We start from the raw sequence: 20,938 nt of genomic DNA on the forward strand, positions 1-20,938 counted from the left end.
AGACGTAGAATGTACCTCAGCCAATAACAGGAGTATGGCTATGGAGAAGGTGGCAATAGGGATCGTTGGGGCAGGTACCGCAGGTTTGGCTACGGCTACTTTCCTAGCCCGCAGGGGTTATCAGGTCAGGCTGTTCGAACGTGTACCTGAGTTGCGGACGGTTGGTGCAGGCATTCTATTGCAACCTTCGGGGTTGGCAGTGCTACACACGTTGGGCGTGCTGACCGAATGTACTGCTCTAGGTGCGCCAGTCAGCCGCCTCTACGGAACATCCATGCAGGGCAAACGCGTCGTTCTGGATACCCGTTATGATGCTTGGAGACCAGGTAGTTTTGGATTGGGTATTCACCGCGGCGTCCTGATGACTTCCTTACTGAACGCTGCGCGACATGCAGGCGTCAGTATAGAAACCAGCAGTGACATCACCCGTTTTCATCAAACACCAAGTCACGTCCAGCTTTTTCATCGAGACGCACAGGGCAACGAGAGCTTGTTAGGCGATTTTGCTGCGTTGATTCTGGCAGACGGAACACGTTCGGCATTACGTGGGCAGATGGCTGTTAAACAACATGTCAAACCCTACCCATGGGGTGCGTTGTGGAGCATGGTCTCGACGCCAGCACACGCGGACTCTACAGAGTTACGCCAATGGTACAGACACTGTTCTGAGATGTTCGGAATCATGCCTACAGGCTGTACGCATCAAAACGCGATGCCCAGCTGAGCAGCCTGTTCTGGAGTCTGCCCGTCATCGATTATCCCGAATGGCAGGCGGCGGGTCTGGATAGCTGGAAAAGGCAGGTTGTGAAATTGGCTGGCGAAACCGCAAGGCCTTTCCTGCAACACATTAATCAATCAGAGCAACTAGCATTTGCCGCTTACGCAGATGTCTGGATGCAACGCTGGAGTGATGGGTGAGTACTGGCTATCGGTGATTGCGCACATGCAATGAGTCCTCAATTGGGTCAGGGTGCAAACATGGCGTTAGTCGATGCCGCTGCGCTGGCCGATGCCGTAGATATGTCGGTGTCCTCCCGGGACCACTGGCCAACTGTCTTTGAGGGCTACAGTGTCGCCCGCCGTGAGCATTTACGTTATTACCGGCAAGCCAGCCGTTTTCTAACTCCACTGTTTCAGTCGCATAGCAAGGCCCTTGGTTGGTTGCGTGACAGTGCCTTGTTTTTAGCCCGTCACAATGTATTTGGACGCAGGCATGCGGTTACTACTTTGGTAGGCGCTCGAACAGGATGGCTGCTGTCGACTAGACGAGAAGAGACGCTTTATCACTGGGACGGCCAGCAAGATAAGACTTGGGGCTGGAGTAATAATGAAATATCCGGCTCTGAGTTGATTCACTAGGTCTTCAGTAGAAGGGTAATTTTATTCAATACCACATGAGGCTGGCGAAATATGGTGTCTGTTCCTTGAATACATGAGCAGACATCAATGGACGTGTTGTTTTCCATGGCCGGCTTCGCCCTGGCTTCTTCTATTTCACCTGGTCCCGTCAATCTTGTAGCCCTAAGTTCGGGAGCCTGTTATGGCTTTCGTAAGAGCCTTAGGCACGTCACAGGAGCAACAACCGGCTTTACAGCACTTCTTTTGCTTATTGGTCTGGGATTGTACGAAGTGCTGGCCCGCATTCCGGAACTGATCAAGCTCATTCAATGGAGTGGTGTTGCCTTTCTTTTTTATATGGCCTACCAGCTTGCAATGGATGATGGGGTGCTGGATATAAAAGAGGAAGGTTCTGGCCCCTCAATGATGCGCGGCGCGCTGATGCAATGGCTGAACCCTAAAGCCTGGCTGGCCTCGTTGGCAGGTATGGGGCTTTTCGTTGCCGATGGCAATACGGTCATGGTCTGGACGTTTGCCATTCTCTACTTTGTTGTTTGCTATGGCTCGGTTGCCTGCTGGGCATTTACCGGTAGTTTTCTGCGCCGTTATGTGCAAAGACCGGCTCGTGTTCGGTTCCTGAATCGGATGATGGCAGGGTTGCTGGTCGCCAGTGCCCTATACCTTTTACAAGGTTAGTGAGGAAGGCAAATGTCAGCCGCGATAGTGCCCAGGCGTAGCAGCCAGGTGCCGTTTGAAAGTGCGCTGGAAGTGAGCCTGGTCAGCGAAACCGGTTGCCATCGCCACGTCAGCAAGACTGTGTCCTTGCCGAAGCCATTGGCGGCTGAGCTGGATACGTCGGTTGATCAAGTAGGCATGGGGCGTCAAGCCATAGTGATCCTTGAACGCCCTGATGAGATAGGACGCCGACAATTCCGCCGCAGTGGCGATGTCATCCAGGGTCAGCGGTTCAGCGCAGTGCTCACGGATAAAGTCGGCGGCTCGCTTAAGGTGTACCTGGGGTATTTCTGGAGCTTTAGCGGAGCGCGTCGAAAGCGATCGTTGCAGCTGGAGAAAAAAATCGAGGGTTGCGCTGTGCTTGTAAAGCCTGTCGTTACATGGTGATGTCAGTGTTTCATGCAGCCTGATAAGTCCTGTGTGTAGGGCAGGTACGCGCGTATGGATGACATCAAACGGCACGAATGAGTCCTGCGTGCTATATCCAGACTCCGTCTGTAGCCTGCCCAGCCACTGCGTATCGATATAAAACATCTGGTAGGCCCAGTGTTCGCCCTTGACGGGATTACAGGCATGTACCGTCTCAGGATTTACTATCACAACGGAGCCCTGGCTTATCTGGGTTTGGCTTCGGGCATTGAGGTAGTGACTTCGACCCGCCGTAATGGCCCCGATGGAGAAGGTGTCATGCGTATGCTTGGCATGACTTACCTGACGACCATCATTGACTGTACGAAGCTCGATGAACGGCAGTGCGTCGTCGCGCCAGAATCGGGAGTTTAGGCATTGTGCGGCTGCAAAATTCACGCGGGACCTCAGGCGGTAGTCGGCAGCTTATGACTATAGCGCTTCTGGTAATGCTGTGAGGTTCTGTTAGAGCAACTAAAGAACTTCATTCTGTCGGCTGTACTGCCGAGCATTAAGCATTGGAGGCGCCTAATCGCTCTATAGAGGTATGGCAGTTTAATCCAGGAGTCGTTATGAGCACACTGGAGCAAGAAATCGAACGCAGGATTGCGCGAGAGGTGGCAGCCTGGCAGAAACAGGTGAAGGGCAAGGGCGAGCCAACCAAAATCGATGAAGGATGGCTACAAACACCTGAAGGGCTTCGAATGCCGTTTCGTGTCCTAAAGAATGCGGGCATTCCCCCTCAAGAGATTGAACTCTTTAATCAGCGTGCCCGTTTGAAGGAGGAAATCAGCAATACCCAGGATACAGCCCTGCGAGCGCAACTATTAAAAAAGCTCAGTGCATTGGAGCAGGTGCTTGCCTTTCGCCTGGAAAAGCTCAGGCAAATGGGAAGAGGTTGAAGTCTCCAGAGGCTGTGGAGCAGGCCGGCCGATAGCGTACTGCTCCACAATATTTTAGGCGTCAGGCTTGGCCAGCCAATGATCTACGGTCTTCTGATATTCGCCAGTCGCTTTGTACAGGTGAAGCCATTGATCGATATAAGCTTTCCAGGCGACATCATCCCTGGGCAGCAGAAAAGCCTTTTCACTGTACTGCATGGGCTTATCTGGGTTAACTGCGCACAGGGAGGGGTAGCGTTTCTGTTGAAACAATGCCTCCGAGGCGTCAGTAATCATGACGTCGGCTTCCTTGCTGACAAGTTTTTCAAAAATCGTGACGTTATCCTTGAAGAGGCTCAACTGGGCTTGCGGTAACTCGCGGTGAGCAAACGCTTCGTTGGTACCACCTGGCGGCTCTATCAAGCGGACCGAGGGCTGGTTGATCTGCTCAATGGTTTCAAAGCGTTTGGCATCATCACAGCGAACCAGAGGGATCTTTCCATCCACCGTAATGGCGTCACTGAAAAAGGCTTTTTTCTGACGCTCGAGGGAAATCGATACGCCTCCTACCGATATATCGCAGCGGCCCTCCAGAAAGTCCGGCATTAACGTCTTCCAACTGGTTTTTACCCACTCGACATCAGCGCCAAGGCTTTTGGCCAGTGCCTCGGCCATCGTGATCTCAATTCCTTCGTATACGCCGTCGTCACGGAGAAAGGTGTACGGCTTGTAGTCGCCTGTGGTGCAAACGCGAAGTGTCTTTTTTTGTATAACCGTATCAAGGTGCGAGGTGCTGTCTGCTGCGTAGACGCTGGTGGCCGCCACAAGCAGTCCTGCTACCGCAAATGCCTTCATGGTCACGATCCTTTTTATTGTCGTTTTTGATACCGCTCACGCTACCCGAGCGACAAACCGATTCACAAGGGTTTCCTGTGTCGAACTGGCCGGTATGAGGCAGGTCCACCGTTGGTAGGCATACTTATGAGGACATGACCATGCATCTTATCGAGTCGAATGTATTCGAAACACGCGCCATGCCATTTCACTTCGCTGGAAAGGAAGACGGCACCTCGATAGAAAATGTGCCTGGTGGCAGTTATGACGTGGATGAAGATTTCATCGAGTCAGTGGGCGATGAAAGTCAAATGGACGAGAGTGAGGAAGAGCGCTAAAGCCCATCGTCCTCAACGTTTCGAGTCAAGCTGTTGAGGACGTTTCGCACAGTCTTCTGTTTCTTTCCTTATAAGGGCCACTATCAAATGCATGGGTCATTACGATAAGGCCAGCTTTTTGCATCATGATTGGCAGACGGTTATCGACTAGGGATCGGAACGGTCTGATTAATCATTGGGGAGCTTTTTGTCGCGACAGGCCACGGGTAAACAAGACCAAAACGGTCACAAAAGAAAAATAAATGTCAGTGAACAGATTTTGGATCTTTTATGCCGATTACCCACCCTTGCGTAATAAGAAACATGCCCCTTTCACGGAGTTAGAAGGGAAGACTATGTTCAAGTTTGTCGCTACGACACTGTTTGCGGCATCAATCGCTGTTGCTTATGTAACTCCGGCAGTAGCCGAAGAGCCCATTGTTATCAAGTTTTCGCATGTCGTAACGGACGATACGCCTAAAGGGAAGGGTGCTCGTCTATTCCAGAAGCTTGTTCAGGAGCGTCTGGCAGGCAAAGTGAAAATCGAGGTCTATCCGAACTCGACATTGTACGGCGATGCCGATGAGCTCGACGCCCTGCAGCGTAACGAAGTTCAGATGCTGGCGCCTTCGGTCTCCAAATTCGACCAGTACACCAAGCAGCTCGAAATTTTTGATATGCCGTTCCTGTTCGATGACCTTGAGGCCGTCAAGCGCTTCGAGAAGCGGGACAAAAGTCGTGAGCTTCTAGGCTCCATGGCCGGCCAGGGCATTTATGGGCTGGCGTTCTGGAATAACGGCATGAAGCAGTTTTCTGCCAATCGCGAGCTGCGCAAGCCAGCAGACGCGCACGGACTGGCGTTCCGAATTCAGGCTTCCACTCTGCTGGAGGATCAGTTCAAACAGATCGGAGCATCGGCACTGAAACTGCCATTCAGCCAGTCCTTTAAGGCTCTCCAGAGTGGGCAGGTACAGGGTACGGAAAACACTTGGTCTAACCTTTACAGCCAAAAGCTCAACACCGTTCAGCCATACATTACTGAAAGTAATCATGGCGTGCTGGTGTATATGCTGATCACTAACTCGAAGTTCTGGAACTCGCTGCCCTTTGGCGTCCGCACTCAGCTTGAGCAGATTTCTGACGAAGTGACGCAGTTTGTTAATAAGGAAGCTGAGGCGATTAATAACAAGGATCGTGACAACATTTTGGGCTCAGGTACCAGCAAGCTGGTTACGTTGACGCCATCCGAGCGGCAGGCATGGAGGGAGGCGATGCAGCCATTGGTGAAGAAATACGAGCCTGAGATTGGAGCCGATGTCATTCGAGCGGCACAGCTCGTCAATCGGTGATACCCGACACATAGTTAGCTGTATCTCCCAACCTTGCAGCAGGCAGGGTTGGGAGGCTTCAAAAATGAACAGTGCGCTCACTTCGGTGCCCAAACGTATAGGTCCTTATGGGGAAACACTATGCGTAAAATTATTTCGTTCGTTTTCGCTGCCTCGATAATGCCCGCAGTGTGCCTGGCTCAAGGCCTTGAGCTTGACCAAGATGTAGGGGATCTCAATATTCTGGCTGAATCTTCCAGTCAGGAATTACCTAATGATGCGCCTCAGACCATCACGTTAACCAATAACGAAAAGACACCAGTCAAATGCTGGTTACAGGCACATGGGCCTAAGGACAGCGAACAGGAAGAGCCTGTAATTGAGCCGGGCAAGTCGGCAACACTGCGTATGCCGGGCAAGTCTGCCGAGACGCCGACCAAGGCCAAGCTGGTATGTCGCAAGCAGTAATTTTTTCTCATTATAAAAAACAAGCGCCATTTTCAGGCGCTTGTTTGCTACGAAAAGCCAGAAGCTGATGGCTTAGAACTTGGCTTCAAGATCCAACTGCAAGGTATCAACGTCAGCATCACGCTTGGTGCGGCTAGCAAAGTCAGATTCGGCCATAAAATAGGTCGCGCCAAGGCCAAAGTTCTTGTCGATATCGTAGCTGACCTTGAACTTGTGCCCACGAGAGCCGACATAGCCATTAGCAAAGTCGGAGTCGGTAAACGCACCCACTACGGCGTTACGCTGAACGTCGCGATAGTTGTAATCGAAGCCAATACCGTAAGCCTTGGTTTTCAGGCCTGCCAACCAAGCGGTGTCGTTATCGTCGGCCTCGCTGTTAACAACATACTGGCCGTATAGCGACAATGGAATGGCCAAGCCACCAATATCGACTTGACCAAAACCTTCGTACAGGTTGAATTCGTCCGTGGCGTTACCATTGGCGCGTAGAGCACAAGGCAATGTGGCGCTGCCACCACAGGTAGCGTCTTTGCCGTTGTCATAAGAGTAGAGGCTGCCACCGACTGTAACCTTTAGGTTATCAGTAGGCGCAAAGCGTGCTCCGATCTGGCCGGCATACATGCGCATGTCATGCTTGAACTCGTAGCCTTCGCCATCGACGTTGTCTTCAAGTGTGTAATACCCAGCACTACCAAACAGCTCAGTTGAGCCCAAGGGATACTTGTACATCGCCGCTAAACCTTCTGGGTTGATATCGCCATCCCAAATTACATCGCCCATGCTGACCCAAGGTTGCAGCATTTTTCCACCAATCAGATGAAGGTTCGGCACAGCAGTCGGGTGGAAGTCGATATAAGCCAAATCCAGCCACAACTGTTTCTTTTCAAAATAGTCGTTCAAGTCTTGGTTGGTGGATCGGGCATCTTCACTGCCGCCTGTGGCGATCCGGATGCCGGCATCAACTTGTGGATTGATCTGGCTATAGGCGCCTAAACGGGCACGAATGCGCTGGCGATCTCGGTCGCGACCATTATCAGGTTCACCGCTGATATCGATACTTTCATGACGCACACGTACGTCGCCTTTGATCTGGGTTTTGGCTGCCCAGGCCAGTTTTTCTTCAAACGAGGACAGTTTCTGCTGCTGAGCAACCTTCGCCTGTTCTGCGCGCGTCTCGTTATCCAGATCGGCTTTCAATTCAGTGTACTGAGCCGGAGTAATCGAGCCGTTGGCTCTCAACATATCCAGTAGCTTGGCGTCAACCGCCGCATGGGCAGGAATGCTCATAGCCAATAGAAGGCCGCCACAAAGACCTGAGGCTGTTCCTACTGAAAAAAGACGCATATCTCAATCTCCGTATTTTATAAGGGCGACGTGCGCCACCGCTGAACGAGTCGGCTTTCAGGGCCGCTCCAGTGATCGACTCAGGTCGATTCGAAAGCGGCGCCAGTATTACCGCCGCTCATGACGGATCGGTTACAGATTGGTTTTAGAGCGATGAAGAAAAAATGAAAAACTAAATATCGTTAGCGCTCTTCATGTTCTCTCTGGTGAGGAAGCCGACTTGTTAGGGAGATAGGTGCTGAGGCGGAAAGTCAGCAAAAAACATCTATTTAGGCAGCCTGATAAGCCAATAGGGTTTGGCCTAGATTTACGGCACAATAGCGGCTTATTTTATAAAAAATCAGAGGAATGATCGTGCATCAGGCAGTCATTAGCGGTACCGGCCTGTATACCCCGCCGAACAGCATCTCCAATGACGAGTTGGTCGCTTCCTTCAATGCCTATGTTCATCAGTACAATACGGAACATGCCGACGCGATAGCACGAGGCGAGCAAGAGGCCAAGCAGGAATCCAGCTCGGCCTTTATTGAAAAGGCGTCAGGAATCAAGAGCCGTTATGTCATTGACAAGGATGGGATTCTAGATCCTGTCCGCATGGTGCCTCGTATTCCTGAGCGCAGTAATGATCAATGGTCTGTACTGTGTGAGATGAGCGTGAGCGCGGCGCGGGAAGCCTTGGAGCGAGCAGGGAAGACGCCAGCAGACATTGATGGGGTTATCGTAGCCTGCTCCAACCTGCAACGACCTTATCCTGCGGTCGCCATTGAAGTGCAGGCGGCGCTTGGCATCAATGGATTTGGTTTTGATATGAACGTGGCATGCTCATCGGCTACGTTTGGACTGCAGACAGCTGCCAATAGCGTACAACTCGGGCAGGCTCGCGCGATTTTGCTGGTGGATCCCGAAATCTGTACCGGTCATTTGAATTTCAGAGACCGAGATAGTCACTTCATTTTTGGCGATGCGGCTACCGCCATGATCATCGAGCGGGCTGATCTGGCAGCGTCTCCTCATCAGTTCGATATTCTGGGGACCAAGCTGCTGACTCAGTTCTCCAACAATATCCGTAACAATTTTGGTTTTCTCAACCGCGCTGCGGAAGAGGGGATGAGTAATCCGGATAAGTTGTTTGTTCAGGAAGGGCGCAAGGTATTCAAGGAAGTATGCCCCATGGTGGCCGATTTGATCGCCGAGCATCTGGCTGAACTGAACATTCCGGTCGAGCAGGTGCGGCGGTTTTGGTTACACCAGGCCAATCTGAATATGAATCAGTTGATCGTCCGAAAGCTGCTTGGGCGTGACGCTAAGCCAGATGAAGCGCCTGTCATTCTGGATACCTATGCCAATACCAGCTCTGCGGGCTCGGTGATTGCGCTTCACCTGAATCAGGATGACCTGACGGCAGGTGACCTTGGAGTACTCAGCTCCTTCGGCGCTGGTTACTCCATTGGCTCCGTGGTGCTACGCAAGCGCTGAGCATCAGCGCGGCAGGCGGCGTCATCAGCCTGTCATGCAGCTGAGGTAAATAGCTCACCTGACTGTCAGCGCGCTGCTGACGGGCTAGCGCAAGTTCATTAGTTCTTTTTGCCCCGCTTGTCGGGGCTTTTTTATGAGCTAAAGAAATGCCGTTTCTGTCCGATCTATATGGATATACGCATAGACAGGGCGAGCTTCGTAAAGAGCCGGTTCGATCATAAGTATTTGTGTATTCAGCAAAATATTTTAAAAGAATGCATAAATATCGTTGACACAAACACCGGGGCCTCTTAAGATTCGCACCGTCTTAGCGACGGGGCTATAGCTCAGCTGGGAGAGCGCTTGCATGGCATGCAAGAGGTCGACGGTTCGATCCCGTCTAGCTCCACCAAATTCCCAGAATCAGCCAATGGCTGGTTTTAATCGAAGGTTTCGTCCCCTTCGTCTAGTGGCCTAGGACACCGCCCTTTCACGGCGGTAACAGGGGTTCGAGTCCCCTAGGGGACGCCATATATAGCTACTTGTTTAAAGTGGCACTGTGTTACGGGGCTATAGCTCAGCTGGGAGAGCGCTTGCATGGCATGCAAGAGGTCGACGGTTCGATCCCGTCTAGCTCCACCAAATTTCTAGGGCCAGCAAGTGCTGGTTTCAATCGAAGGTTTTGTCCCCTTCGTCTAGTGGCCTAGGACACCGCCCTTTCACGGCGGTAACAGGGGTTCGAGTCCCCTAGGGGACGCCATCTTTATTAAACCGCCTTTATAGGCGGTTTTTTTTCGCCTGCAATTTTGTCCTTTTAGCGGTCATATCAGCCGTACGAGGCTGACTGACGAATAAACCTGTTTAAGCAGACTAAACAATAGGTCACTATTCGAATCAGGTCTTGCCCGATAGGCCAGTGAATCAACAGGGGATATCAGTGATTATCGAGCGGCTAGATAACCTGTCCGAGCTGCCTGCGCAGGCGTGGAATGCGCTGTTACCGGATAACCAGCCGTTTATGCGGCATGAATTTCTACATGCTCTGGAGATCAGTGGAAGCGTAGGTCGTCGTACGGGCTGGAAGCCTGCGCACTATATTGTGCGTGATCTAGAGGGTACGTTGAGAGCGGCCATGCCCGCCTACATAAAGTACCACTCCTATGGAGAGTACGTATTTGACTGGGCCTGGGCTGATGCCTGCCACCGTGCGGGTATTGATTATTACCCGAAGCTTCTTGCCGCTGTTCCCTTTTCCCCGGTAGGAGGCGCTCGTCTGCTAGGGGAGCGTACAGCTTGTGAGGAGCTACTGCATGTAGTGACCAGCAAGCTGGAGGGCCGCGGACTTTCGAGTCTGCATGTCAATTTTACCAACGAAGCGACAGATCACTTGTTGACTGATCGGGAAGGCTGGCTCGAACGGCTTGGGTGTCAGTTTCATTGGCACAACAGAGGGTATCGGGATTTCCAGGACTTCCTGGATGCGCTGGCGTCACGTAAGCGCAAGCAGCTTCGCAAGGAGCGTGAGCAAGTTGCAGGGCAAGGTATCGATTTTGAATGGCGAGAGGGCGGGTCGCTTACTGAGCAGGAATGGGATTTTGTCTATGCCTGTTATGCCAATACGTACGCCGTAAGAGGGCAGGATCCCTACCTGACCCGTGAGTTCTTCAGCGAACTGGCTGAGCGCATGCCTGAGGCCATTCGCGTTGTCCTGGCTCGTCAGGAGAACCGACCTGTGGCTATGGCATTTTACCTGTGCGATGAAAAGACTCTTTACGGACGTTACTGGGGCTGTCTGGCCGAGTTTGACCGGCTGCATTTTGAGACATGTTTCTATCAAGGGATTGATCATGCCATTAGTGAAGGGCTGACCCGCTTTGATGCGGGCGCGCAAGGAGAGCACAAGCTGGTTCGGGGGTTTGAGCCGGTCTTTACCCATTCATGGCACTATCTGGTACACCCTGGGCTTCGTGAGGCCGTGAGCGGGTTCCTGGATCAGGAGCGCGAAGGCATCAAGCGTTATGCGCAGGCCGCTACAGACGCATTGCCGTTCCGCCAGGACGGCTAAGTGTAAATATCATGCTTAATTATTTCTGGTTCGCCTTGGCTGCCTGTTTTGAGATCGCCGGCTGCTACACATTCTGGTTATGGCTAAGACTGGGCAAGAGTCCGCTGTGGCTGCTCCCAGGGCTTTTATCGCTTACCCTGTTTGCGCTTGTGCTTACACGTGTGGAGGCGGCTTACGCTGGCAGAGCCTATGCTGCTTACGGTGGGATCTATATCGTGGCATCGCTGGCTTGGTTGGGCCTGGTTGAAAAAACCAGACCCGCCTGGACCGATCTGGCAGGGGCTGCACTGTGTCTGCTGGGCGTGACGGTATTGGTAATAGGGCCGAAATTGTCAGTGCACTGAATATTCAAGCCTGTCAGGAAAGTGCCTCTTCATCTGGAGTGTTTAGCCATTCCTTGGGAACGTCCCGTCTGAGCATCAGCTGGCACTGGCCGCTATCTGGCTCGAATACGATAACGGCTTCCCCATTTTCCAGCGCCCGACGTGCACGTGCTACACGCGTCTCCAGAAGTGTTTCATCACCGTTATCCGTTCCTTCTCGCGTAACGAAGTCTTCGAGAAGGTTGCCTAGCGTATCGGGGTTGAGCATGTCGTAGGGTATGAGCATGGCGGCAGTTCCTGAAGCGGGCAGCGATGCTAACGTACAGCTTGGCCAGTTGGCGAGAGGACGCCGCCCAGCGGGGCGGCGTTATCGGTCCCTATGTTTTCCCGCCCTCTTTGATTAATTCCTCAATGTGAGGCAGATGCGTCTGGTTGTCCTGATGCGTCTCTTCCAAATCGAGCTGATGCGTAAAGCGGTCAACGGAATTATCTGCTGGCGCTGCGTCGCTATCGAACACGGGCGGGCTGGTCATATAACCCACCAAGAGCTGGCTTAGTGCTGCCAGACTGACAATGTGCGTCCGCTCATAGCCGTGGGTGGCATCACAGCCAAACGCCAGAAGCGCAATCCGAATGTCATGCCCTGCATTGATAGCGGAGTGGGCATCGCTGTAGTAATAGCGGAACAGGTCACGCCTGACCGGAATGCTGTTTCGCTCTGCAATACGCAGCAGATGGCGTGACAAGTGATAATCGTAAGGGCCGCTTGAGTCCTGTAGGGCGACACTGACCCGATGCTCATCGGACTGTTGCCCGGGAGCAACCGGAGCGATATCGATACCGACAAACTCACTGACATCCCAAGGCAGTGCACCCGCCGCGCCAGACCCTACTTCTTCCGTGATGGTAAAGAGAGGGTGGCAGTCTATGGGGGGAACGATACCGGCTTCCTGAATCATCTTGAGCGCCGTTAGCAGAGCGGCTACACCTGCTTTGTCATCCAGGTGACGAGCGCTGATGTAACCGCTCTCCGTGAACTCTGGTAGCGGATCAAAAGCTACGAAGTCTCCTACACGTACACCCAGGTATTCCGTCTCTGAACGGCTTTTGGTGGTAGCGTCTAGACGTAGCTCGATGTGATCCCAGCTGACGGGCATCTTGTCGACTTCGGTATTGAAGGCATGCCCAGAGGCGAGCAGGGGTAGTACACTGCCACGTAGGGTTCCGTTGTCGGTAAAGATACTGACCCGACTTCCTTCGGCAAAACGGCTGGACCAATGGCCTACCGCCGCCAGGCTCAGACGGCCGTTATCCTTGATTTCCCTGACGATGGCACCGATCGTATCCAAGTGAGCGGAAACCGCTCGGTCGGGGCTTTCTTTACGTCCTTTTAGTGTGGCGCGAATCGTCCCTCGTCGTGTCAGCTCGTAGGGAATGCCGATTTCACTCAAGCGCTCGGCCACGTACATGACGATTGTGTCTGTAAAGCCTGTCGGACTTGGAATGGCGAGCATTTCCAGCAGGACACGGCGCAGATAATCCAGATCCGGTGTCGGCAGCTTATTCAAGCGGGCACCTCTCGAGACAGGGGAAACAACAGATCAATGAAGCGTTCCGCCGTAGGGCGGGGTTCATGGTTGGCCAAGCCTGGCCGCTCATTGGCTTCAATGATTACGTATTCACTTTGATCAGCAGCCGGTACCAATAGATCCATGCCTGTCACTGGGATATCCAAGGCCTTGGCAGCGGCTACTGCGGCCTGCGCCAGTTCTGGGTGAAGAATATCGGTAACATCTTCCAGCGTGCCCCCGGTATGAAGATTTGCTGTCTTGCGGACAAACAGGCGGGTGCCTTCTGGCAGGACCGTGTCATAACCGTAGCCGGCAGACTTGATCGCGCGCTCGGTTTCTTCATCCAGAGGTATCCGACTTTCGCCTCCGGTTGCTGCCTGGCGGCGGCGGCTCTGGTGTTCGATCAACTCATGAATGTTTCGACGGCCGTCACCAATGACCTCGGCAGGACGCCGTATAGCGGCCGCCACGACTTCATGACCAATGACAACAATGCGCAGGTCAAGGCCTGCATGGTAGCTTTCGAGCAGCACGTTATCGTCGTAGCGACGAGCTTGGGCAATCGCGGCTTTCAGGTGATCAGGATCACGTACATCCACGGCGACGCCTTTGCCCTGCTCACCGTTGACCGGCTTTACAACCAGGGTGCCGTGCTTGGCAAGAAACGTTTCGTTTTCTTCATCTTCACTGGCTAGACACTGATCAGGAACCCGTAATCCTGCTTCCTTGAGTGTCCGGATTGTGAGGGTCTTATCCTGACAAAGTGTCATGGTGACAGCGCTGGTCAGGTCCGACAGTGATTCGCGGCAGCGGATTCGGCGGCCCCCCTGTATGAGGGTGAAAAGACCAGCCTGGGCATTATCTACTTGTACATCGATCCCGCGGCGTTGAGCCTCATCTACGATGATCTTGGCATAGGGATTAAGCCCTGCTTCAGGACCAGGGCCGAGGAAAAGGGTCTGGTTGATTGCGTTCTTGCGCTTGACGGTAAAGGTCTGGAGTTCCCGAAAGCCCAGCTTGTCGTAAAGACGCTTGGCTTGACTGTTGTCATGCATGACCGACAGGTCCAGGAACGCCAGGCCGCGGCTGGCGTAGTGCTCAATCAGGTGACGAACCAGAGCTTCTCCCACGCCCGGGCGAGGACAGTCAGGCGCTACGGCCAGACACCAGAGACTTGAACCACCCTCAGGATCGTTGAATGCCTTAGCGTGGTTCAGCCCCATGACCGAGCCGATAATGGCGCCCGTGTCCTGATCTTCTGCCAGCCAGTAGACCGGCCCACCCTTGTGTCGGGGCGTGAGTTTTTCGATATCCACGGGAAGCATATGGCGTGTCTGGTAGAGACGATTGATCTCGCTCCAGTCGCTTTCGCTAAAGGCCCGGCGAATACGAAAGCCGCGGAAGGGCGCATGTGCGGGGCGGTAGTCGGTGAACCACAGCCGCAACGTGTCGGATGGATCCAGGAAAAGCTGTTGCGGTGCATAGGCCAGTACCTGCTGAGGCGCAGCCACGTATAGGGCGATGTCTCGCTCGCCGGCCTCTTCCTTGAGAAGTTCCTTAGCCAATACCGATGCGTCGGAGAACGTATGGCCGATTAGAATTCGACCCCATCCGCAATGCAAGCAAACGGATTGGCACGTAGCCCGTTCAGCCCCAGTCATCTGGGCCTGTAGACGCTCATAATTGGGCGTCTGAGCCCTTTGAAGACGCTGATTGTTATAGTAGGCGGCTTTCATCGTGCAATACTCCAACACTTATAGGCCATGTTCACTCAGCCACAAATTAAGGGCGGCGAGCTGCCAGAGCTTGGAGCCCCGTAGCGGTGTAATCTGGTCGTCAGGGTTCTTCAGGAGTCGATCGATTTCTGCAGTATTGAATAGCTGGCGATCCTGGCTGGGATCAAGCAGCAACTCACGTACCCAGGTCAGGGTATTACCTTGCAGATGCTTCAGGCCCGGTACCGGGAAATAGCCTTTGGGGCGGTCAATGACTTCTGCCGGAATCACCTTGCGAGCTGCTTCCTTGAGGACGTGTTTGCCGCCGCCTCCCAGCTTGAACTGCGCCGGAATACGGGCAGACAGTTCCGCCAGCTTATAGTCAAGGAAAGGAACACGCGCTTCTAGGCCCCATGCCATGGTCATGTTGTCGACTCGTTTGACCGGGTCGTCTACCAGCATCACAGTGCTGTCCAGGCGTAGCGCCTTATCAACGCCAGCTACTGCGCCGGGTTGTGCAAAGTGCTGACGAACGAAATCACCTGCAGCGTCATGATCCAGACGGCGGCTGTCCTGAACAGTAGCTGCGTATTCGGCATAGTCACGATCGAAGAAGGCGGCTCGGTAAGCTGTAAACGGATCTGCCGCACCATCAACCTGTGGATACCAGTGGTAGCCTGCAAAAAGCTCGTCCGCACCCTGGCCGCTCTGTACAACCTTGCAATGCTTGGACACTTCACGCGACAGGAGGTAGAAGGCGATACAGTCATGGCTTACCATCGGCTCGCTCATGGCTCTGAACGCGGCGGGCAATTGCTCAATGATTTCAGATTCGTTGATGCGCAGCCTGTGATGCCGTGTACCGTAGCGTTGAGCGATCAGGTCTGAATACTGAAACTCATCCCCACGCTCTCCACCTGCATCTTCAAACCCGATGGAGAAGGTCAGCAGATCGCGTACCCCGGACTCGTGCAGCAAGCCCACCAGCAGGCTTGAGTCCACACCGCCAGACAGCAGCACACCTACATCGCGGGCTGCCCGCTGTCGAATCGAGACAGCATCGCGCAAGCTGTTCAGGACTTCGCCGCTCCAGTCTTCCATGGTGTAGTTGGCTTCATCGGCAGTTGGGCCGTAATTCAGCGTCCACCAGGTTTGCTGTTCGGTTTTGCCGTTGGCGTCAATGACCATCCAGGTGGCTGGCGGCATCTTTTTTACGCCGTTCAGGATGGTGCGGGGCGCTGGTACAACAGCATGGAAGTTGAGGTAGTAGTTCAGCGCGACGGGATCGAGAGAGGTATCGATATCATCTGCTTCAAGCAGGGCGGGCAGGCTTGATGCAAAGCGCAGGCGTTCATTGGTCTGGCTCAGGTACAAGGGCTTGATGCCCAGGCGATCGCGTGCAATGAACATTTGCTGCTTATCGCGATCCCAAATAGCGAAGACGAACATGCCGTTGAGTTTGGGCAGCATCTCCTTGCCCCAGGCGTGATAGGCCTTGAGCAGAATTTCGGTATCGCCGCCAGAATGGAAGCGATAACCCTTGGCCTCCAGCTCGCTGCGTAGCTCTAGGTAGTTGTAGATGGCGCCGTTGAAAACCATCGACAGGCCCGTGTCCGAGTCAATCATGGGCTGACCAGAGGCTTCTGCCAGATCCATGATTTTCAGGCGTCGGTGGCCTAGCGCAACAGGGCCTTGGCTATGAAAGCCCCAGGCGTCGGGGCCGCGTTGAGCGAGGCGATGGGTGACCCGTTCCAGCGTGGCCAGGGTGACGGGACGATTATCGAAACGTAATTCTCCAGCTATACCGCACATAGTTCCTTACCGGTTGCTCCGTTGGGGTGGGGAGGTATTGCTCCACAGGGAAACGACAAGCATTTGTGGGGGTAAGTTGCATTTTTCCGCCCGAATGACTCAAGGCAACAGGCTATTACGGGGACTGGGTACCGTTTTCAGACCTTAGTGAAATTAATCTGCTGGTAAGGGTTGAAAGCCACCGCCAAGACCTTATATTGGTAATGTATCGTTATAATGTAACGAAGCGGCTCGATGTAGAGTCCAACCGAGTATCCAGGAGGTACCATGAAACCGAATATTCATCCTAACTATCGGCCAGTGCTTTTCCATGACACCACGGCAGATCATTACTTCCTGATCGGCTCTACGGCACAGACTGATCGTACCCAGGAATTTGAAGGCAAGACCTATCCCTATGTGGCATTGGACGTGTCCAGTGCTTCGCATCCAATCTATACCGGTGAGCAGCGCCAGTTGAAAAGCGAGGGTCGCGTCTCTAGCTTCAACAAGCGTTTCGCAGGGTTTCCGGGCGGAAGCAAGTCTTCCCAGTAATCCGGCCTCACTGAAAAAAAGCCCTCATGATTTTGAGGGCTTTTTTATGTCTGAATGAAGGAATGGCTGGCGGTAAGCGGGGTCCTCTTTTAATCAGCTTGAAAAAGCAAAAGAGGATATCTGATGAAAGCACGCAATCTAGATAGCGCCATTGTGGTCATTACTGGCGCTTCCAGCGGGATTGGTCGGGCCACCGCTCAGGCGTTTGCACAACAGGGGGCTTGCCTGGTATTGGCTGCTCGAGATAAGGCGGCATTAGACGACACGGTTGCCGAGTGTCTTCTCCTCGGAGGCCGGGCGATTGGTGTGACTACGGATGTCACGTTGATGGAGTCAGTCTCGCAATTGGCCGAGCGTGCGCTGGAATTTGGACACGGACAGATTGATATCTGGGTCAACAATGCGGGTATTGGTGCGGTAGGCAAGTTTGATGAGACGCCTTTTGAGGCCCATGAACGCGTCGTGCAGACCGACCTTCTAGGCTATCTGCGTGGCGCCTACGCCGTTGTGCCGGTTTTCAAACGGCAAGGGTCGGGGGTTTTGATCAATACCTTATCGGTAGGCAGCTGGGTACCGCTTCCCTATGCAGCGGCCTATTCGGCTGCCAAGTCAGGCCTAAGAGGGTTTACCGAAGCCTTGAGAGGCGAGCTTACGCGCTGGTCCGATATTCATGTCTGCGATGTTTACCCCGCGTTCATCGATACGCCAGGGCTGCGAGACGGCGGTAATTACAGTGGAAGGACAATAAAGCCGACGCCACCTGTTTATGATGCCCGGAAGGTCGCTAGAGCCATCCTCTCCATGGCGCGTTATCCACGCAAGTCTACGACGGTAGGACAAGCCGCCACAGTACTTCGTGCAGCCCATGCGCTGGTGCCTGGCTATGCTCGGCTGTCCCGGATCTTTATGGATCGCGCCTTGAGTCGAATGGAGCCAGTAGAGCACTCCTCGGGCAATCTGTTCAGCCCTCCCAGTGGCAATCGCAGTGTCGATGGAGGATGGCGTCGTCCTGATGAGCGCATGGTCGTGGCAGCAACCAGTGCTGCGGCGCTAGTGTTTGGGGCGTACCTGTACCGGCGACTGACGGAGCGGTCAGATTGATCCCTAACGTGCCGCACTGACGCCTTCAAGCGTAGCGAAGGATGTGTCCTTGGCTGTTAGTAAAAAGTCCTGCATGAAGGGAGCTTCCAGCATGTCCTCTCGAATACCGGCATACAGTGTGGCATACAAGCCTTTCTCACCCAGACGCTTCGCGGTCACGTAGCCGCGCGAGCTGTACTCATGGAGCGCCCAGTTAGGAAGACAACATACGCCCCGGCCAGATGCTACCAACTGCAGCATCATGACCGTCAGCTCTGCCGTACGTATTCCAGCGGGTTCGACGCCGGCCGGGTCGAGAAATTGCCTGAAGATGTCCAGACGCTCACGATCGACCGGATAGGTGATCTGCGTTTCTTCAGCCAGATCCTCAGGCACGATGTAAGGCTTGCCAGCTAAGGGATGCTGGTTGGCCATGGCTAGCTGTGCTTCATAAGTGAAAAGCGGAATGTAAGTGATGCCGGTGAGATCAATCGGGTCTGACGTAACGACAAGGTCAAGATCGCCACGTGCCAGGGCTGGCAGCGGGGCGAATGAAAAACCCGAGGCGAGATCCATCTCCACTTCAGCCCAGGAATCACGAAACTGATCAATGGTAGGCATCAGCCACTGAAAGCAGCTATGGCATTCAATGGCAATGTTGAGGCGCCCGGCAGTGCCGCCAGCAAAGCGTGACAGGTCACGTTCCGCACTGCGAAGCTGAGGCAATACCGCATCGGCCAATTGCAGGAGACGCAGGCCGGCACTGGTAAAGCGCACTGGCTTGGTCTTGCGGACGAACAGACTCAGGCCAAGGCGCTCTTCAAGCTCCTTGAACTGATGAGACAGTGCAGATTGGGTCAGATGAAGACGTTCGGCAGCTTCGACAAGGCTGTCAGCCTCACGCAGTGCGTGTAGCGTTTTCAAGTGACGAAGTTCGAGCATGGCCTGGATCCTGATGAGTGCAGCAGGTATCCATTATGAATGATTTCCAAGCCAAGGAGGGCATGAATGAAACTGGCTCATGATTCGGCCAGTTTCATTCACGTATCCATTACGCTGCCGCGTGACTGGCCTTGCGGATATCCAGACTGCCTAGATAGGTTTCCAGCTTGGTCTTGTCACCAGGGGTAAACTCAAGGCCCAGCTTGGTCCGGCGCCAGAGTATGTCGTCTGCCGCGTTGGCCCATTCGTAAGCATGGAGATAATCCACTTCACGCGCATACAGGTCCGCCCCCAGGCATTCGCCTAGGTCGGTCATCTGCGTGACGCCTTCCAATAGCTTGCGCGTGCGGTTGCCATAGGTGGTTGACCAGCGCTGGGCAAGTGCTGCTGGCAAATCCTTGACCTGTGCCTGTAACTGTTTGGCCAGTGCTTCAGGCGTCGTCATGTCTTCTCCGCCCGGTAGCGTAGCCTTGGCTGTCCAAGGCTGTCCCATCGTCTTAAAGAACGGCTGCAACTGCTGCATGGCCGACTCGGCCAGCTTGCGGTACGTGGTCAGTTTTCCACCAAAGACCGACAGCAAAGGCGCATCGTTTTCAGGAGCCGACAATGACAGGGTGTAGTCACGAGTAATGGCTGAAGGATTGTCTGACTCGTCATCACACAGGGGGCGTACACCCGAGAACGTATGCAGGACGTCACTGCGGGTCAGCTTGTGGCGGAAGTGTGCGTTTGCCACACCCAGGATGTAGTCAGTTTCCTGCTCGGTAATCTGTACGTTGGCTGGATCACCTTTGTACTCACGATCCGTGGTACCAATCATGGTGTAACGGCCCAGGTACGGAATCGCAAAGACAATCCGACGATCTTCGTTCTGCATGATGTAGGCATGATCGCCTTCATATAGCTTGGGCACGACGATGTGGCTGCCTTGAATCAGTCGAATACCATAGGGCGAGCGCTCTTTGATGTTTTCGCGAACGATCTGGGCAACCCATGGACCTGCCGCATTGACCAGGGCTTTTGCCTTAATCGAGAAGGTACTGCCGTCTTCACGCTGAAGGGTCAGGTGCCACAGTTTGTTGGCGCGATGGGCGCTTGTGCAGGTGGTGCGGGTATGAATATGGGCACCACGCTCGCGGGCAGCCATGGCGTTGAGTACAACGAGGCGTGCATCGTCTACCCAGCAGTCCGAATACTCGAAACCCTGGTTGATATCACTGACCAGAGGGCTATCGGAACCGAACCGAAGACCACGGGAGGCGGGGAGCTTTTCACGCTTGCCCAGGTGGTCATAAAGGAAGAGCCCTGCACGAATCATCCAGGCCGGACGCAGATGTGGCCGGTGCGGCAGGACGAAGCGCATGGGCTTGACGATATGCGGAGCCTTGGCCAGCAGTACCTCGCGTTCGGCCAACGCTTCGCGTACCAGTCGAAATTCGTAATGTTCGAGATAACGCAGGCCACCATGAATCAGCTTGCTGCTAGCCGAGGAGGTATGTCTCGCCAGGTCGTCACGTTCGCAGAGAAAGACGGACAAATTACGGCCTGCGGCATCGGCTGCAATACCAACACCATTGATACCACCGCCGATCACGGCGATGTCGTAGATCTCGGAAAGGGGCGGCGTCCCGAGCAAAGTGGACTGAGGCATGGGCGTCTCCTGTTATAAACGAACATCAATGTTCGTATTCGAACAATCGTAGACAAAAGAGTTGCCTTGCGCCAGTCGTAAACCGATAAAAAAACTCTAAAAGGAAAATAAACGAACTTAAATGAATGAAATGTGAA

The 20,938-nt window shown here is 53.8% G+C and carries 21 protein-coding genes and 4 tRNA genes; 16 read left to right on the plus strand and 9 right to left on the minus strand.

What is annotated here, in order from left to right:
* The first annotated feature begins 40 nt into the window (after positions 1 to 40).
* The 3 genes from QWJ10_RS05990 to QWJ10_RS06000 all read left to right on the plus strand — a co-directional run bounded on the left by QWJ10_RS05990 (position 41) and on the right by QWJ10_RS06000 (position 2,034).
* Positions 41 to 724 carry an NAD(P)/FAD-dependent oxidoreductase gene (locus tag QWJ10_RS05990; RefSeq protein ID WP_289924775.1) on the plus strand — a complete coding sequence of 228 codons (684 nt, stop codon included), beginning with the start codon at positions 41 to 43 and terminating at the stop codon, positions 722 to 724.
* A gap of 254 nt (positions 725 to 978) precedes the next feature.
* Positions 979 to 1,359 carry a hypothetical protein gene (locus tag QWJ10_RS05995; RefSeq protein WP_289925077.1) on the plus strand — a complete coding sequence of 127 codons (381 nt, stop codon included), beginning with the start codon at positions 979 to 981 and terminating at the stop codon, positions 1,357 to 1,359.
* Positions 1,360 to 1,446: 87 nt separating this feature from the next.
* Positions 1,447 to 2,034 carry a LysE family translocator gene (locus tag QWJ10_RS06000; protein WP_289924776.1) on the plus strand — a complete coding sequence of 196 codons (588 nt, stop codon included), beginning with the start codon at positions 1,447 to 1,449 and terminating at the stop codon, positions 2,032 to 2,034.
* A gap of 15 nt (positions 2,035 to 2,049) precedes the next feature.
* Here QWJ10_RS06000 and QWJ10_RS06005 read toward each other — a convergent pair whose 3' ends face one another.
* On the minus strand, positions 2,050 to 2,880 hold the full coding sequence (locus QWJ10_RS06005; RefSeq protein ID WP_289924777.1) for an AraC family transcriptional regulator: 831 nt from the start codon (positions 2,878 to 2,880) through the stop codon (positions 2,050 to 2,052).
* Positions 2,881 to 3,053: 173 nt separating this feature from the next.
* On the opposite strand from QWJ10_RS06005, the gene QWJ10_RS06010 reads away from it, so the two are divergent.
* Positions 3,054 to 3,383: a DnaJ family domain-containing protein gene (locus QWJ10_RS06010; RefSeq protein WP_289924779.1), complete on the plus strand. Its 330-nt coding sequence runs from the start codon at positions 3,054 to 3,056 to the stop codon at positions 3,381 to 3,383.
* A gap of 54 nt (positions 3,384 to 3,437) precedes the next feature.
* On the opposite strand, the gene QWJ10_RS06015 is transcribed toward QWJ10_RS06010, so the two are convergent.
* Entirely contained in the window at positions 3,438 to 4,217 is a 780-nt protein-coding gene (locus QWJ10_RS06015; RefSeq protein ID WP_125888240.1) for a transporter substrate-binding domain-containing protein, read from the minus strand.
* A 140-nt stretch (positions 4,218 to 4,357) separates the two neighbouring features.
* On the opposite strand from QWJ10_RS06015, the gene QWJ10_RS06020 reads away from it, so the two are divergent.
* From QWJ10_RS06020 to QWJ10_RS06030, 3 genes are all read left to right on the plus strand, one after another.
* A complete protein-coding gene (locus QWJ10_RS06020; protein ID WP_019367134.1) occupies positions 4,358 to 4,534 on the plus strand; it encodes a hypothetical protein in 177 nt (58 codons plus the stop codon).
* A gap of 335 nt (positions 4,535 to 4,869) precedes the next feature.
* Positions 4,870 to 5,862, plus strand: coding sequence for a TRAP transporter substrate-binding protein (locus QWJ10_RS06025; protein ID WP_026004138.1), 993 nt, complete (start codon positions 4,870 to 4,872; stop codon positions 5,860 to 5,862).
* 120 nt (positions 5,863 to 5,982) lie between these two features.
* Positions 5,983 to 6,309, plus strand: coding sequence for a hypothetical protein (locus QWJ10_RS06030; protein WP_019367132.1), 327 nt, complete (start codon positions 5,983 to 5,985; stop codon positions 6,307 to 6,309).
* A 72-nt stretch (positions 6,310 to 6,381) separates the two neighbouring features.
* Here the strand turns inward: QWJ10_RS06030 and QWJ10_RS06035 are convergent, their stop codons facing one another.
* On the minus strand, positions 6,382 to 7,653 hold the full coding sequence (locus tag QWJ10_RS06035; RefSeq protein ID WP_289924784.1) for a putative porin: 1,272 nt from the start codon (positions 7,651 to 7,653) through the stop codon (positions 6,382 to 6,384).
* Positions 7,654 to 8,007: 354 nt separating this feature from the next.
* Between QWJ10_RS06035 and QWJ10_RS06040 the strand changes: the two genes are divergently transcribed.
* From QWJ10_RS06040 to QWJ10_RS06070, 7 genes are all read left to right on the plus strand, one after another.
* Positions 8,008 to 9,129: a beta-ketoacyl-ACP synthase III gene (locus QWJ10_RS06040; protein ID WP_019365325.1), complete on the plus strand. Its 1,122-nt coding sequence runs from the start codon at positions 8,008 to 8,010 to the stop codon at positions 9,127 to 9,129.
* A 315-nt stretch (positions 9,130 to 9,444) separates the two neighbouring features.
* A tRNA-Ala gene (locus tag QWJ10_RS06045) sits at positions 9,445 to 9,520 on the plus strand.
* 43 nt (positions 9,521 to 9,563) lie between these two features.
* Positions 9,564 to 9,639, plus strand: a tRNA-Glu gene (locus tag QWJ10_RS06050).
* Positions 9,640 to 9,674: 35 nt separating this feature from the next.
* Positions 9,675 to 9,750: transfer RNA gene (locus tag QWJ10_RS06055), tRNA-Ala, on the plus strand.
* A gap of 42 nt (positions 9,751 to 9,792) precedes the next feature.
* Positions 9,793 to 9,868: transfer RNA gene (locus tag QWJ10_RS06060), tRNA-Glu, on the plus strand.
* Positions 9,869 to 10,045: 177 nt separating this feature from the next.
* Positions 10,046 to 11,173, plus strand: coding sequence for a GNAT family N-acetyltransferase (locus QWJ10_RS06065; protein WP_010795104.1), 1,128 nt, complete (start codon positions 10,046 to 10,048; stop codon positions 11,171 to 11,173).
* Positions 11,174 to 11,184: 11 nt separating this feature from the next.
* Positions 11,185 to 11,517 (plus strand): YnfA family protein, encoded by a 333-nt coding sequence (locus QWJ10_RS06070; protein ID WP_010795103.1) that lies wholly within the window; start codon positions 11,185 to 11,187, stop codon positions 11,515 to 11,517.
* 13 nt (positions 11,518 to 11,530) lie between these two features.
* Here QWJ10_RS06070 and QWJ10_RS06075 read toward each other — a convergent pair whose 3' ends face one another.
* The 4 genes from QWJ10_RS06075 to QWJ10_RS06090 form a co-directional block, all read right to left on the minus strand.
* Positions 11,531 to 11,782, minus strand: a complete 252-nt coding sequence (locus QWJ10_RS06075) for a YheU family protein (RefSeq protein WP_125888242.1) — start codon at positions 11,780 to 11,782, stop codon at positions 11,531 to 11,533.
* 91 nt (positions 11,783 to 11,873) lie between these two features.
* Positions 11,874 to 13,064, minus strand: a complete 1,191-nt coding sequence (locus QWJ10_RS06080) for an osmoprotectant NAGGN system M42 family peptidase (RefSeq protein ID WP_010795101.1) — start codon at positions 13,062 to 13,064, stop codon at positions 11,874 to 11,876.
* Positions 13,061 to 14,803: an N-acetylglutaminylglutamine synthetase gene (gene ngg / locus QWJ10_RS06085; RefSeq protein ID WP_289924796.1), complete on the minus strand. Its 1,743-nt coding sequence runs from the start codon at positions 14,801 to 14,803 to the stop codon at positions 13,061 to 13,063. The genes QWJ10_RS06080 and ngg overlap by 4 nt, the downstream gene beginning before the upstream one ends.
* 18 nt (positions 14,804 to 14,821) lie before the next feature.
* Positions 14,822 to 16,594, minus strand: coding sequence for an N-acetylglutaminylglutamine amidotransferase (locus QWJ10_RS06090; protein WP_289924797.1), 1,773 nt, complete (start codon positions 16,592 to 16,594; stop codon positions 14,822 to 14,824).
* A gap of 267 nt (positions 16,595 to 16,861) precedes the next feature.
* Between QWJ10_RS06090 and QWJ10_RS06095 the strand changes: the two genes are divergently transcribed.
* Entirely contained in the window at positions 16,862 to 17,128 is a 267-nt protein-coding gene (locus tag QWJ10_RS06095; protein ID WP_010795098.1) for a type B 50S ribosomal protein L31, read from the plus strand.
* Positions 17,129 to 17,251: 123 nt separating this feature from the next.
* A complete protein-coding gene (locus QWJ10_RS06100) occupies positions 17,252 to 18,229 on the plus strand; it encodes an SDR family oxidoreductase (RefSeq protein WP_289924798.1) in 978 nt (325 codons plus the stop codon).
* A gap of 3 nt (positions 18,230 to 18,232) precedes the next feature.
* On the opposite strand, the gene metR is transcribed toward QWJ10_RS06100, so the two are convergent.
* The gene (gene metR / locus QWJ10_RS06105) at positions 18,233 to 19,150 is read right to left on the minus strand and encodes a transcriptional regulator MetR (RefSeq protein ID WP_010795096.1); all 918 of its coding nucleotides are present in this window, start codon (positions 19,148 to 19,150) and stop codon (positions 18,233 to 18,235) included.
* A 109-nt stretch (positions 19,151 to 19,259) separates the two neighbouring features.
* Positions 19,260 to 20,801, minus strand: a complete 1,542-nt coding sequence (gene glpD, locus QWJ10_RS06110; protein WP_289924799.1) for a glycerol-3-phosphate dehydrogenase — start codon at positions 20,799 to 20,801, stop codon at positions 19,260 to 19,262.
* Between the last annotated feature and the right edge of the window lie 137 nt (positions 20,802 to 20,938).

Source organism: Pseudomonas sp. WAC2, from assembly GCF_030403525.1.
In the GTDB taxonomy this organism is placed as follows: domain Bacteria; phylum Pseudomonadota; class Gammaproteobacteria; order Pseudomonadales; family Pseudomonadaceae; genus Chryseomonas; species Chryseomonas luteola.